The organism is Duganella sp. P38 (genome assembly GCF_050859475.1).
Classification (GTDB): Bacteria; Pseudomonadota; Gammaproteobacteria; order Burkholderiales; family Burkholderiaceae_D; genus Rugamonas.
The window spans coordinates 2,726,383-2,739,303 of record NZ_CP193936.1; the positions used below are offsets into that span (position 1 = coordinate 2,726,383).

At 67.3% G+C, this 12,921-nt stretch carries 8 protein-coding genes and 1 pseudogene; 6 read left to right on the forward strand and 3 right to left on the reverse strand.

Features of this window, described 5'->3' with window-relative positions; genetic code table 11:
* Window positions 1-3: 3 nt before the first annotated feature.
* Together ACRQ5J_RS12660 and ACRQ5J_RS12665 are read right to left on the reverse strand one after the other, a co-directional pair.
* Entirely contained in the window at window positions 4-1,131 is a 1,128-nt protein-coding gene (locus ACRQ5J_RS12660) for a Ku protein (RefSeq protein ID WP_432377283.1), read from the reverse strand.
* Between the two features lie 3 nt (window positions 1,132-1,134).
* Window positions 1,135-2,130: an SDR family oxidoreductase gene (locus ACRQ5J_RS12665; RefSeq protein WP_432377285.1), complete on the reverse strand. Its 996-nt coding sequence runs from the start codon at window positions 2,128-2,130 to the stop codon at window positions 1,135-1,137.
* A gap of 1,156 nt (window positions 2,131-3,286) precedes the next feature.
* On the opposite strand from ACRQ5J_RS12665, the pseudogene ACRQ5J_RS12670 reads away from it, so the two are divergent.
* A pseudogene (locus ACRQ5J_RS12670) lies at window positions 3,287-3,709 on the forward strand (GGDEF domain-containing protein); the annotation flags it as partial.
* On the opposite strand, the gene ACRQ5J_RS12675 reads toward ACRQ5J_RS12670, so the two are convergent.
* Window positions 3,657-4,910 (reverse strand): thiolase family protein, encoded by a 1,254-nt coding sequence (locus ACRQ5J_RS12675; protein WP_432377286.1) that lies wholly within the window; start codon window positions 4,908-4,910, stop codon window positions 3,657-3,659. The pseudogene ACRQ5J_RS12670 and the gene ACRQ5J_RS12675 overlap by 53 nt on opposite strands.
* Window positions 4,911-4,999: 89 nt before the next feature.
* Here ACRQ5J_RS12675 and ACRQ5J_RS12680 point away from each other — a divergent pair, with 89 nt between their 5' ends.
* From ACRQ5J_RS12680 to ACRQ5J_RS12700, 5 genes are all read left to right on the forward strand, one after another.
* Complete coding sequence (locus tag ACRQ5J_RS12680; RefSeq protein WP_432377287.1) at window positions 5,000-5,566, forward strand: TetR/AcrR family transcriptional regulator; 567 nt, start codon at window positions 5,000-5,002, stop codon at window positions 5,564-5,566.
* Window positions 5,567-5,639: 73 nt separating this feature from the next.
* Entirely contained in the window at window positions 5,640-5,930 is a 291-nt protein-coding gene (locus tag ACRQ5J_RS12685) for a hypothetical protein (protein ID WP_432377288.1), read from the forward strand.
* Window positions 5,931-6,051: 121 nt separating this feature from the next.
* The gene (locus tag ACRQ5J_RS12690) at window positions 6,052-8,466 is read left to right on the forward strand and encodes a glycoside hydrolase family 95 protein (RefSeq protein WP_432377289.1); all 2,415 of its coding nucleotides are present in this window, start codon (window positions 6,052-6,054) and stop codon (window positions 8,464-8,466) included.
* 153 nt (window positions 8,467-8,619) lie between these two features.
* Complete coding sequence (locus tag ACRQ5J_RS12695; protein ID WP_432377290.1) at window positions 8,620-10,266, forward strand: SulP family inorganic anion transporter; 1,647 nt, start codon at window positions 8,620-8,622, stop codon at window positions 10,264-10,266.
* Window positions 10,267-10,385: 119 nt separating this feature from the next.
* Entirely contained in the window at window positions 10,386-12,917 is a 2,532-nt protein-coding gene (locus tag ACRQ5J_RS12700; protein WP_432377291.1) for an ATP-binding protein, read from the forward strand.
* Window positions 12,918-12,921 lie beyond the last annotated feature (4 nt).

The following is a 12,921-nucleotide window of genomic DNA, read 5'->3' on the forward strand; positions in this document are numbered from 1 at the left end:
CGGTCAATGTGGCGCCGCATAGCGCCCGCTGGCTGGAATGCAGCTCGACTCGATTGCGGCGGCGCGGGCGTGGCGATAGGCGGCGTTGCGCGTCGATGGTGGCGTGATCAGGAGCGCCTTCTGACACGCGGCGCCAGCTAGGGCCGCCTTGGCGCGGCTGGTGGCGCTCTTGCTGGCAGCCCGGGGCGCGGCTTTGGCGGCTTTGGCAGTCTTGGCGCGCGCCGTGGTGCTGCGGCGGGGCGTGGCGGCTTTCGTCTTGGCCGGCTTGACGTCCGCTTCCTCCTCGCCGCCGTCATCGTTGGCGGCGGTGCGGGATTTGGCGGCAGGCTTGCCGCGCTTGCCGAGGCTATCCTGCAGCAGCGCCACCAGATCGACCACATTGGAGGCTTTCGGCGCGGCGCTTTCCTTGTCCGCCTCCGTGATGGTCTTGGTCTGGCCTGCCTTGATCTTTTTCTTCACCATCGCCATCACGTCCTCCTTGTAGGTGTCGTGATACTGCTCCGGCTTCCATTCCTCGCTCATGCCATCGACCAGCGACAAGGCCATCTTCAGCTCCTTGTCGCTGATGCCGGCCGCCTTCAGGGTCGCCGGCGGCAGCTTCAGTTCCTCGGCGCTGCGGATCTCGGTGGCGTAGCGCAGCGTGTTGAGCACGATCTTGTCCTCCACGCACACCAGCGCGCACAGGTGCTGCTTGGTGCGCATCACCACCGTGGCGATGCCGATCTTGCCGGCCTTGCGCAAGGTTTCGCGCAGCAGCGCGTACACCTTGTTGCCGCCGCGTGAAGGCGCAAGGTAGTAGGGCGTTTCAAAGTACGTCAGCGGCACATCCGCCGCGTCGACGAAGGCGACGATGTCGATGGTCTGCGTGGCTTCCACGTTGGCGCGCTTCAGGTCTTCTTCCGACAGCACCACGTACTCGTTGTCCTCATATTCATAGCCCTTGACGATGTGGTCCCAGGTCACTTCCTTGCCGGTCTTTTTGTTATAGCGCTTGTAGCCGATCGGCGAAAAGTCGCGCCGGTCAAGCATGGTCAGATCGAGGTCGTGCTCCTGCACCGCCGTGTACATCTCGACCGGTATGTACACCAGCCCGAAGCTGATCGCCCCCTTCCACAGCGCGCGCGCGGCCATGGCTCAGGCACCCACCGAGCCGGTCACCGGCAGCACGATGCCGGTGATGTAGCTGGAGCAGCACGGCGCCGCCAGGAACACGTACGACGGCGACAGCTCCTGCGGTTGCGCCGGACGCTTCATGTCGGTGTCGGCGCCGAATTGGGTCACTTTTTCCGGTGGCGCGTCGGCCGGATTCAGCGGCGTCCACACCGGGCCGGGGGCCACCGCGTTCACGCGGATGCCCTGATCCAGCAGGTTGGATGCCAGCGATTTGGTGAACGCGTGGATCGCGCCCTTGGTGGTCGAATAGTCCAGCAGGTGTTCGGAGCCCTGCAGGCCTGTCACCGAACCGGTGTTGATGATCGAGGCGCCGCGCTTCAGGTAGGGCAGCACCGCCTTGGCCATGTGGAAGTAGCCGTAGACATTGGTCTTCATGGTCAGGTCGAAACGGTCCTCGGTCAGGTCGGTCAGCTTTTCCGCGTGCTCCTGGAAGGCGGCGTTGTTGACCAGGATGTCCAGCCGGCCAAAGCGCTCGTGCGCCTGGTGCGCGGCGTCGCGGCAGAAGGCCGCATCGGTCACGTCGCCGCGGATCAGCAGGCAGCTCTGGCCTTCGGCTTCGACATAGCGCTTGGTGTCTTCCGCGTCCTGGTCTTCGTTGAGGTAGACGATGGCCACATCGGCGCCTTCGCGCGCATACAGCACGGCCACCGCGCGGCCGATGCCGGAGTCGCCGCCGGTGATCAATGCTGCCATGTTGGCCAGCTTGCCGCTGCCGCAGTAGTCGGGTGCGAGGAACTCCGGCTTTTGCTGCATGTCGGCTTCGAGGCCCGGCTTTTCCAGATGCTGCGCCGGCATCGGCGTGCCGGGATAGGCGTGCTCGGTGGTCTGCACCGGCTCCTTGCTGTTGTCGGCAACGCTGGCGCGCTGGCCGTGCTGGTCTACCTGATCCTGGCGCTGCTGGATTTCGCGTTGCAGGCTGGCGCTGCCCGGATCGGCCTTGTTTTCTGATTGCGGCATGATGTCCTCCTGATTCCTGGTAGGACAGTATTGGCCGCAGCCACAGGAATGACGGTGCGCCGACTCACATAAAATTATGGCAAAAGCATAGGCGGGAATGGAATTTATGGCAAACTATCGGTAGAGACAAAAAAATACCAAAACTATACTAGGGAGTCTTGCCATGTCGGACCTCTACAGCCGCGCGCGCAGCACGGGTGTGTATTTCAATCCCATCCCAGAACGCCGTGACCTGTTCCGCTCGTGCTGCGGCGAAATGTTCGCCCAGCTTGCGTTGTGCGAGCATGTCGAAGCCGCCGTCAACGCGCTGGCAAAGCAGGCGGTCGACCTGCTCGTGCTCGACCTCACCACGGCCGAAACGCAGGCCGAACTGGCCGGCGTCGGCGCCCTGATACGCGGCCGCGCCGGCGCGCCGGTGCTGGTGCTGTGCGCCTACCGCCACAGCGCGTGGCTGCCCGACCTGATGGCGCATGGCAGCTTCGATTACTGCATCAGTCCCATGCTCGACGACGAGCTGCAGCAAGCCGTGCGGCGCGCGCTGACCGCGCCGGCCGATCCGGCGGCGGCCGCGCAGCAGCAGTTGCTGGACAAGGAAAAGGAGTTGCGCGACCTGCTCGGCGTCCAGCGCAGCCTGCAACGCGCGCTGGCCGGCAGCGATGGCGCCTCGCCGATGGCGTCGCAAATCTGCCTGGCGCTGTGTAATTTCCCCGGCGTCCGGCACACGGCCGTGTTGCAGTTCAGCGAGCACGACGATCTGCAGCTGGTGGCGCAGGAAGCGCGCAATCACCTCGACCTGGCGCGCCTGCTGCAAGGGCGCGAGGGCTTGCTGCAATCGCCGTTGCGCGACGTGTTCCCGCCGCTGATGGCGGCCGCGCACGGCGGCATGGTGCTGCTGGACGCGCCCGAGAAAGCCGGCGATCCGGAGCTGGCGATGGCGCTGCACGACCGCAATGTGCGCATGGTGCTGGCGCTGCCGTTGCGCGCGCCCGGCGGCGGCCTGGCGCTGGGCGCCGTCTGCATGATGTTCGATCGCCACATCACTTTCTCGCGCGAGCAGTTTGCCTGCCTCGCCAGCCTGGCGCAGTTTGTCAGCTTTGGCTTGGGCATGAGCGCCCTACAGCAGCGCAACGCGGCGCTGTGCGGCCAGCTGGCGCAGATGAGCAAGGTGGACGCCGTCACCGGCGCTGTCAACCGCCGCGCCGGCGAGGACACGCTGGAGCACGAAATCCGCCGCGCGCGCCGCTACGGCCTGCCGCTGGCGGTGCTGTCGTTCGATGTCGGCAGCTTCCGCTCGTCCAACGATTTATACGGCACGCCGGTCGGCGACGGCGCATTGCGCCAGATCGCCGACACCGTCTGCGGCCGGCTGCGCGGATCGGATACGCTGGTGCGGCTGCGCGGCGAGGAATTCATGGTGGTCGCCACGCACACCACGCCGGCGGACGCCGTGCGGCTGGCGGAAAAACTGCGCGGCGCCCTCGGCGACGCCGAGCTGCCGGGCGCCGGCGAGGGCGCCGCGATCGGCGTCAGCCTCGGTGTGGCTGCGGTGGGGCCGGAAGACAGCGGCGCGGCCGTGCTGGAGCGCCTCGACACGGCGCTGCACCGCGCCAAGCGCGGCGGCCGCAACTGCATCGAGCTGGCAGCCTAGATTTTTCCAGAATGGTGGCCACGCCCTGGCCGCCGCCGACGCATTGCGCCGCCAGCGCATAGCGTCCGCCGGTGCGCGCCAGCAGCGCCGCCGCCTTGCCGGTGATGCGCGCGCCGGTCGCTCCGAGCGGGTGGCCGATGGCCATGCCGCCGCCGTCGATGTTCAGCGCCTCCGGCCTGATGCCCAGTTCCCGCACGCAGGCCAGCGCCTGCGAGGCGAAGGCTTCATTGATCTCCGCCACGTCGATGTCGCGCGCGGTCAGGCCGGCCTGCTTCAGCGCCTTGCGCGTGGCCGGCATCGGGCCGATGCCCATCAGCGCCGGATCGCAACCGACCGCCGCCAGCGCCACGATGCGCGCGTTTGGGCGAAGTCCGTGGCGGCGCGCGAAATCCTCGCTGGTGACCAGCACCGCCGAGGCGCCATCGGTCAGCGGCGACGAGGTGCCGGCGGTGACCACGCCGTGTTCCGGATCGAATACCGGCTTGAGCGACGCCAGCGCTTCCAGCGTGGTGGCGGGGCGGATGCAGCCGTCTTCGGCAACCACGTCGCCGCCGGCCGTGGCGATCGGGACGATCTCATCCTTCAGCAAGCCGCCGGCGCGCGCGGCGGCGGCCTTCTGGTGCGACTGCAGGGCCAGCAGCTCCTGGTCGGCGCGCGCCACCTGGTACAGGCGGGCGACGTTTTCGGCGGTGTCGCCCATGCTGATGTAAGCGTCGCTCTGCGCCAGCAGTGCCGGATGCGGCGAAAAGTTGAAGCCGCCCTGCGGCACCATGGTCATCGACTCGACGCCGACGCACAGGTAGGCCTCACCCAACCCGGCCTCGATGTTCGCGGCGACGATGTGAATGGCCGACATCGACGAGCCGCAGAAGCGGTTGATCGTCATGCCGCTGACTTCGTGCGGGAAGCCGGCCAGCAGCGAGACGATGCGCGCCAGGTTGTTGCCCTGCGACGATTCCGGGTAGGCGCAGCCAAGCATCACGTCGTCCAGCAGGGCCGGATCGAGGCCGGTGCGCGCGATCAGCCCCTTGACCACCTGCGCGGCCAGGTCGTCCGGGCGGACCCCGGCCAGCTGGCCCTTGCGGGCAAAGTGAAACGGCGAACGTGCATAGGCGCTGATGACAGCTTTCATGACGGCTTCATTTTAATGATGATCGTAATTGAAAATATATATTACACTCGTAATGTATAATGTCAATCGCTTTAACGCAGGAGACGGTAATGAAGGTCAGCAGGGAACAAGTGGCGCTCAACCGCGAGCGCATTATCGAAACGGCGGCGCGGCTGTTCCGCGAAAAGGGCTACGACGGCATCGGCGTGGCCGACCTGATGAAAAGCGCGGGCCTGACGCACGGCGGCTTCTACGGCCACTTCGCCTCCAAGGAGGAGTTGCTGGCGGAAGCGGCGGCGCACGCGCTGAAAAAATCGGTCGAGCGCTGGGAAGGCTATGTGGCCGAAGGGCGCGACACGGCGCTGGAAAAAATCGGCGACGGCTACCTGACCGCGCAGCACCGCGACCACCCGGAGAAGGGCTGCTCGGTGACGGCGCTGGGCGCCGATGTGGCGCGGCTCGGCCCCAAGGCGCGGCGCGCGATGACCGACGGCGCGCGCGGCCAGCTGGCGGTGCTGGAACAGCTGATGCCCGGCGCCGACGCGGCCGAGCAGCGCCGCCAGGCGCTGGCCAGATACGCGGCGATGATCGGCGCCATCGTGCTGTCGCGCGCGGTGGACGACGAGGCGCTGTCGCTTGATGTCCTTGACGCGGTCAGGGATCAGTTGACGGGCTGAACAAGCGTGCTCCGGGCTTCTGCAGAAAAATATATAGTTAGCTTTTAACTACTATTTAATCAGGAGTCTGTAGATGGCAATGTACAAAACGCTCTTCGCATCGGCGCTGGTGGCGCTGGCCTTGTCGGCTTGCGGCGGTCCGAAGGACATCAAGCTGTCCGAAATGAACGAACCGAAAAACAGCAAGGCGCTGCTGGAAAACCTCACGCCGGAAGAGCAGACCGCCGTGCGCAAGTACGTGGTGCGCCACACCATGAAGGGCGATCTCGATTACAACTTGACCATCAAGCAGGTGCTGGAAGCGAACAAGGAAGAGGAAAAGCTCAAGGACCGCAGCGCGGAAGTCGCCAACCAGATCAAGTGAGTTCCGTCCCGCCAGGCCGGCCGCGTGCAGAATATCGTGCTGGGCTTGGTGAATTTCGTAATTGAGTTGCTGCGCCGTCCCGCGCAGAATGGGGCGCATGGAGACGACAAGACGCAGTTTCATGATCACGGCGGGACTGGCTGCGGCCTTTCCCGGTCTGGCCGGAGCGGCCGTGCAGGCGACCACGCGCGGCGCGCAGGAGAGTTTGTCGCTGTGGTACCAGCGGGCCGCCGGGCCGTGGGTGGAGGCGCTGCCGGTCGGTAACGGCCGCCTCGGCGCCATGTGTTACGGCCGCATCGCGCAGGAGCGCATCCAGCTCAACGAGGACACGCTGTTCGCCGGCGGCCCTTACGATCCCAATCATCCCGCTTCGCTGGCGGCGCTGCCGCAGGTGCGGGCGCTGATCGACCAGGAAAAATTCCACGAGGCGGCGCAGCTGATTTCGTCATCGATGATGGGCCTTCCCATCAAGCAGATGCCGTATGGCGCGGCCGGCGACCTGCTGCTGGACTTCCAGGGCATTGCGGGCGGCGCCGCTTACCGGCGCTGGCTGGACCTGGACACGGCGATCTGCACCACCCGCTTCAGCGACGGCAAAACGCAGTACAAGCGCGAGGTGTTCGCCAGCGCGCCGGACCAGGTGCTGGTGATACGCCTGAGCGCCAGCGGCGGCCTGCTGAATTTCGATCTGGGCTACCGCCATCCGCTGGAAACCAGTTACGGCATGACCGATTACACCGGCGCCAGGCTGCCGGTCGGCGCCCAGGCCGGGGCGATGCCATGGGATTACCGCGAATCGCTGCGCGCCGACCAGCGTCCGCCCGATCTGGCGCTGCGCGCCGACGGCGCCGACGCGCTGCTGATCGAAGGCCGCAACGTGGCGTCGTCCGGCATTGCCGCGGCCTTGCGTTACGCGGTGCGCGTGCAGGCGCTGGGCGACGGCAGCATCACGCCGCGCGCAGACCGCATCGAGGTGCGCGGCGCCACCACGGTCACGCTGCTGGTGGCCGCCGCCAGCAGCTATGTCAACTACGCCGATGTCAGCGGCGATCCGGTGGCGACGGTGCGCGCGCAGACCGAGGCGGCGGCGGCCAGGCCGTATGCGCGTCTGCGCAGCGGGCATGTGCATGCGCACCAGATGCTGTTCCGCCGCCTGTCGCTGCGGCTCGGTTCCGGCGCGGTTGACCCGCGCCCGACCGACCAGCGCATCGCCGTGGCCGAGCAGCAGGCCGATGCCGGACTGGCCGCGCTGTACGTGCAGTACGGCCGCTACCTGCTGCTGTCGTCGTCGCGGCCGGGCAGCCAGCCGGCCAACCTGCAGGGCCTGTGGAACGAAGGCATCAATCCGCCGTGGGGCGGCAAGTACACCATCAACATCAACACGCAGATGAATTACTGGCCGGCGGAATCGGCCAACCTCGGCGAGTGCGTCGAGCCGCTGCTGCGCATGGTGGAGGACCTGAGCGTCACCGGCGCCGTCACCGCCCGCAAGGGCTACGGCGCGCGCGGCTGGGTGGCGCACCATAATACGGACCTGTGGCGCGCCGCCGCGCCGATCGACGGTCCGCTGTGGGGCATGTGGCCGTGCGGCGGCGCGTGGCTGTGCCAGGCCTTGTGGGACCACTACGACTACAATCCCGACCCGGCCTACCTGCGGCGCATTTACCCGCTGCTGAAAGGCGCGTCGCTGTTCTTTGTCGATACGCTGGTGGAGGACCCGAAGGGCAGGGGGCTGGTGACATCGCCGTCGATCTCGCCGGAGAACGAGCATCACAAGGGCGTGGCCACCTGCGCCGGGCCGGCGATGGACCGGCAGATCATCCGCGATTTGTTTGGCTGGACGCTGAAGGCGCACGCGCTGCTGGGCGAGAGCGACGCCGCCTTCGCCGCCGAACTGGAAGCGCAGCGCGCGCGCCTGCCGGCCGATCGCGTCGGCGCGCAGGGGCAGTTGCAGGAGTGGCTCGAAGACTGGGACGCCGGCGCGCCGGAGCAGAAGCACCGGCACGTTTCGCATTTGTACGGGGTGTACCCGAGCGAGCAGATCAACGTGCGCGACACGCCGCAGCTGGTGGCCGCCGCCAAGGTCACGCTCAATACGCGCGGCGACAAATCGACCGGCTGGGCCACCGCCTGGCGCCTGGCGCTGTGGACGCGCATGGGCGAGGGTGAGCGCGCGTACGCGATTCTGCAAGGGCTGCTCGGGCCCGAGCGCACCTATCCGAATATGTTCGACGCCCATCCGCCGTTCCAGATCGACGGCAATTTCGGCGGCACGGCGGCGATTCTGGAAATGCTGGTGCAGTCGTGGGGCGGCGAAATCCGCTTGCTGGCGGCGCTGCCGCAGGCGTGGCCGGAAGGTTCGGCGCGCGGCATCCGCGCCCGTGGCGGCGTCGAGCTGGATCTCGACTGGTCCGGCGGCCAGCTGCGCCAGCTGCAAGTGCGCGGCAGACCGGGCCAGACCATCAAGCTGCGCCACGCCGGGCGGCTGCTGGAAATGACGCTGGACGCCAAAGGCCGGGCAAAGATGCGCGCTTAACGCCGTGGGGGCGGCAAGAGCGGACAGGGACAGCAAAGGGATTGATGCACATCGCCGTGGCGGGTTTCTTTATGAGATTTACACATAAGTAAATTTGGTAAAACGCATTTACGGTAAACTACCGCCTTCGCTCTCTGTACCCATGGAACAACAATGCTGCAATGGCTGAAACACTACCGGCGCGACCAACTTCCCGGCGACATCAGCGCCGGGCTGGTGGTGGCGATGATGATGATCCCGCAGGGCATGGCCTACGCGCTGGTGGCGGGGCTGTCGCCGGTGGTGGGCATTTACGCCAGCATCATGCCGCCCGTCCTGTATGCGCTGTTCGGCAGCAGCATGACGCAGTCGGTCGGCCCGATGGCCATTATTTCGCTGATGACGGCCGCCGTGATCGGTCCGCTGGCGCCGGCCGGCTCCGCCCTGGCCGGCGTGCTGGCGGCGCAGCTGGCGCTGGTATCCGGCGCGGTGCTGCTGCTGTGCGGCCTGCTGCGCATGGGCTTCCTGGCCAATTTCTTCTCGCGCCCGGTGATGAGCGGTTTCACTGTCGGCTCGGCCATCGTGATCGCCTTCGATCAATTGCACACGCTGCTCGGCGCCGCGCTGCCGCATGTGCACGCGCCGAGCGCGGCGCTGGGTGTCGGCGCGCTGGTGCTGCTGGTGCTGGCGCGCCAGTACCTGGCCGGACTGCTGAAGCGCTGCGGCCTGCCGCCGGTGGCGGCCGACATCGGCGCCAAGCTGGCGCCGATGCTGGTGGTGCTGGGCGGCATCGCGCTGATGGCGTACACGCCGCTGGCCGGCATGGGCGTGCGCACCACCGGCGTGGTGCAGGCCGGCCTGCCGCACCTGAACCTGGCCTCGTCCAGCCAGCACTGGGGCGCTTTGCTGCAACCGGGCCTGCTGATCGGCTTCATGGTGTTCCTGCTGTCGATGTCCGGCGCGCAGGCGCTGGCGCAGAAGCGCAATGAAAAGCTGGTCAGCAATCACGAGCTGGTCGGCCTCGGTGCGGCCAACGTCGCCAGCGCGCTGTCGGGCGGCTTTCCGGTCACCGGCAGCCTGTCGCGCTCGGCCGTCAACTTCGCGGCCGGCGCCAACACGCCGCTGGCCAGCCTGATCACGGCCGCGCTGCTGGCCTGCGCGCTGCTGCTGCCGACCGGCTGGCTGGCGCTGCTGCCGATGCCGGTGCTGGCCGCCACCATCATCGTCGCCGTGCTGGGCATGCTGGAGATGGGCATCCTGCGCACCGCCTGGGAATACGACCGCGGCGACGCGCTGGCCTGGGGCGCCACCTGCCTCGGCGTGCTGGCGATGGGCGTCGAGGCCGGCGTCGTCATTGGCGTGGCGCTGTCGATGGGCACCCTGATCTGGCGCGCCAGCCGGCCGCATATCGCCGTGCTGGGGCGCATCGCCGGCACCGAGCACTTCCGCAATATCGAGCGTTATCCGGCCGAGACGCGGCCCGAGCTGCTGATCCTGCGCATCGACGCCAACCTGTTCTTCGGCAATGTCGAGGCGGTCAACGAGCGCATCGAGTGCGAACTGGCCACGCACCGGAGCGCGCGCCAGCTGGTGCTGGTGATGTCGGCGGTCAGCTCGATCGACACCACCGCGCTGCTGGCGCTGGCCGAGCTGAACCAGAACCTGACGCGGCGCGGCATCGGCCTGCACCTGGCCGAGGTCAAGGGTCCGGTGATGGACCGCCTGCGTAACAGTACCTTGTTGCAGCAGTTGAACGGCAAGCTATTCCTCAGCACCGCCAATGCCGCCGATCAGTTGCACAGCAATAAGGATGTTGCTTGATCGCAAATATCCATGGACTTCATCGCATTTTGAACCTATGATCTAAGTCGTAACAGCGCAGATTAACCCCCATTAATGGTTTTCCGATGTTGGTCCGACTTGCCCGCCGTGCAGGAAAAATGTCTATCGCCGTGTTTGTCAGCGTGACGCTGACCGCCGTGGTGACCCTGGTACTGACCACTTTTGCGCTGTATTTCTATCAGGTGGAGCGCGCCCAACGCTGGGAGCAGCTGCACAAGACGCTGGCTAACAGCGCCGACGAACTGGCCGCCGCCGTCGCGCTGCCGGCCTGGAACTTCGACGAAACACAGATCGTCACCATCATGAAAAGCGGCTTGAGCAACCGCGACCTGCACGCCAGCGCCGTGGCGCCGGTGGCCAGCAGCCGGCCGTTCATCCTGACCCGCAACGCCCAGGCGCAGCTGGTGCCGGCCGACACCCTGCCGTCCGATCCCGCGCTGTTGTCCGAGCGGCGCCCGATCATCGCCGGCGGGCAGAATATCGGCACCATCACCGTCTACGCCTCGCCGGCGCTGCTGATCGAGCAGCTGCGCCAGCGCCTGTACACCATCGCCGGCCTGATTTTCGTGCTGGACGTGACGCTGGTGCTCAGCCTCTACCTGCTGCTGTGGCAGCTGATCCTCAAGCCGCTGACCAAGATCGAGCGCTACGCCGCCAGCGTCAAGGCCGGGCAGAACCCCGGTGCCTCGCCGCCGCGCGACTGGTACACGGGTGAGCTGAAGACGCTGAACGCCTCGATCCGCGAGATGGTGCGGCTGATGGAAAGCCGTTACGTCGCCATGCACGCCAGCGAGGAGCGCCTGCAGATCGCCTCCAGCGCGGCCGCCATCGGCATCTGGGACTGGGACGTCGTCAGCGGCCAGATGGTGTGGGACGAACAGATGTACCGCCTGCACGGCATGGAGGGCCGCAAGCTCGATAACCCGTTCGACGCCTGGCGCAAGATGGTGCACCCGGACGACGCCGTGCCGACCGAGATGCTGCTGCAGCAGGCGCTCAACGGCACCGCCGAATTCGACGTCGAGTACCGCCTGATCTGGCCGGACGGCTCGGTGCACCACATGAAGGCGGACGGCATGACCTTCCGCGACGGCGACGGCCACGCGATGCGCATGGTCGGCGTCAACTACGACGTCACCGCCAGCCGCATGGCCGAGCAGGAGCTGCGCCGCCACCGCATCCACCTGGAGGAGCTGGTGGCCGAGCGCACCAACGCGCTGTCGGTGGCGGTGCGCCAGGCGCAGGCGGCCAACCGCGCCAAGTCGACCTTCCTCGCCAATATGAGCCACGAGCTGCGCACGCCGCTCAATTCCGTGATCGGTTTCTCGCGGCTGATGGCCGATTCGAAGAACATGCTGCCGGAGGAGAAGCGCAACCTGGCCATCATCCACCGCTCGGGCCAGCACCTGCTGACGCTGATCAACGACATCCTGGAACTGTCGAAGATCGAGGCCGGCCGCGCCGTGCTGCAAACCGAGGTGGTCAACCTCGACGACATGCTGCAGGAGGTGATGGACATGGTCAGCATGCGCGCGCTGCAGAACGGCGTCGAGCTGGTGCTCGACAGCGTCGGCCTGCCGGCCAGCGCGCGCGTGGACGGCACCAAGCTGCGCCAGGTGCTGCTGAACCTGATGTCGAACGCGGTCAAGTTCACCGCCCAGGGCAAGGTGACGCTGCGGGTGCGCGGCGCCGCCGACGGCGGCCAGTGCCAGCTGGCCTTCGCCGTGATCGACGACGGTGCCGGCATCGCGGAAGAAGACCAGGCGCGCATCTTCGAGCCCTTCATTCAGGCCGACGGCCCGGGCGCCAAGGAGGGCACGGGCCTGGGCCTGACCATCTCGCGCGAGTTCGTGCAGCTGATGGGCGGCACGCTGGCGCTGCAATCGGCGCCGGGGCAGGGCGCCACCTTCCACTTCGCCGTCACGGTGCAGGTGGCCGAGGAGGCGCCGGCGCCCGGGCACGACGAAGTCAGCCCGCTGGAGCCGCAGCAGCGCCGCCGGGTGCTGATCGCCGACGACAACGCCGACGGCGGCGCGCTGATGGAAAGCCTGCTCAAGCCACTGGGCTTCGAGGTGGCGGTGGTGGGCGACGGCGTGCAGGCGCTGGCCATGGTCGACGTCTGGCAGCCGGACCTGGTGTTCATGGACTGGCGCATGCCGGCGCTGGACGGCATCAGCGCCACGCGCCAGATCCGCGCCAACGCCGACGGCCCGCAGCCGGGCATCGTGATGCTGACGGCGTCGGCCTTCGCCGAGCAGCGCGAGGAGGCGCTGGCGGCCGGCGCCGATGACTTCATGCGCAAGCCGGTCGAGCAGGACCAGCTGTACGCGGTGCTGGAACGGCAACTGAGCCTGCAGTTCGTGCGCCGCCAGCGCGCCGCCGCGCGGCAGATGCGCCAGGCGCCGCTGGGCAGCAACGATTTGCAGCGCCTCGACCCGGCGCTGCGCGAGGAACTGAAGACCGCGTTGCAGGAGCTGAACCTGGCGCGCGTGGCGCTGTTGCTGGCGCCGTTGCCGCCGGAATTGGCCGAGGTGGTGGCCCGCATCCAGCACATGGTGCAGCTGCACCAGTATCCGCAGCTATGCGCATTGCTCGACCAGGCGGGTAAGGAATTGGAGCCTCAGGCCTGAGCGG

What these genes read in the sequence shown, in the direction of transcription:
- ACRQ5J_RS12660 (WP_432377283.1), bottom strand. Translation starts at nt 1,131, where the DNA reads ATGGCCGCGCGCGCGCTGTGGAAGGGGGCGATCAGCTTCGGGCTGGTG.
- ACRQ5J_RS12665 (WP_432377285.1), bottom strand. Translation starts at nt 2,130, where the DNA reads ATGCCGCAATCAGAAAACAAGGCCGATCCGGGCAGCGCCAGCCTGCAA.
- ACRQ5J_RS12675 (WP_432377286.1), bottom strand. Translation starts at nt 4,910, where the DNA reads ATGAAAGCTGTCATCAGCGCCTATGCACGTTCGCCGTTTCACTTTGCC.
- ACRQ5J_RS12680 (WP_432377287.1), top strand. Translation starts at nt 5,000, where the DNA reads ATGAAGGTCAGCAGGGAACAAGTGGCGCTCAACCGCGAGCGCATTATC.
- ACRQ5J_RS12685 (WP_432377288.1), top strand. Translation starts at nt 5,640, where the DNA reads ATGGCAATGTACAAAACGCTCTTCGCATCGGCGCTGGTGGCGCTGGCC.
- ACRQ5J_RS12690 (WP_432377289.1), top strand. Translation starts at nt 6,052, where the DNA reads ATGATCACGGCGGGACTGGCTGCGGCCTTTCCCGGTCTGGCCGGAGCG.
- ACRQ5J_RS12695 (WP_432377290.1), top strand. Translation starts at nt 8,620, where the DNA reads ATGCTGCAATGGCTGAAACACTACCGGCGCGACCAACTTCCCGGCGAC.
- ACRQ5J_RS12700 (WP_432377291.1), top strand. Translation starts at nt 10,386, where the DNA reads ATGTCTATCGCCGTGTTTGTCAGCGTGACGCTGACCGCCGTGGTGACC.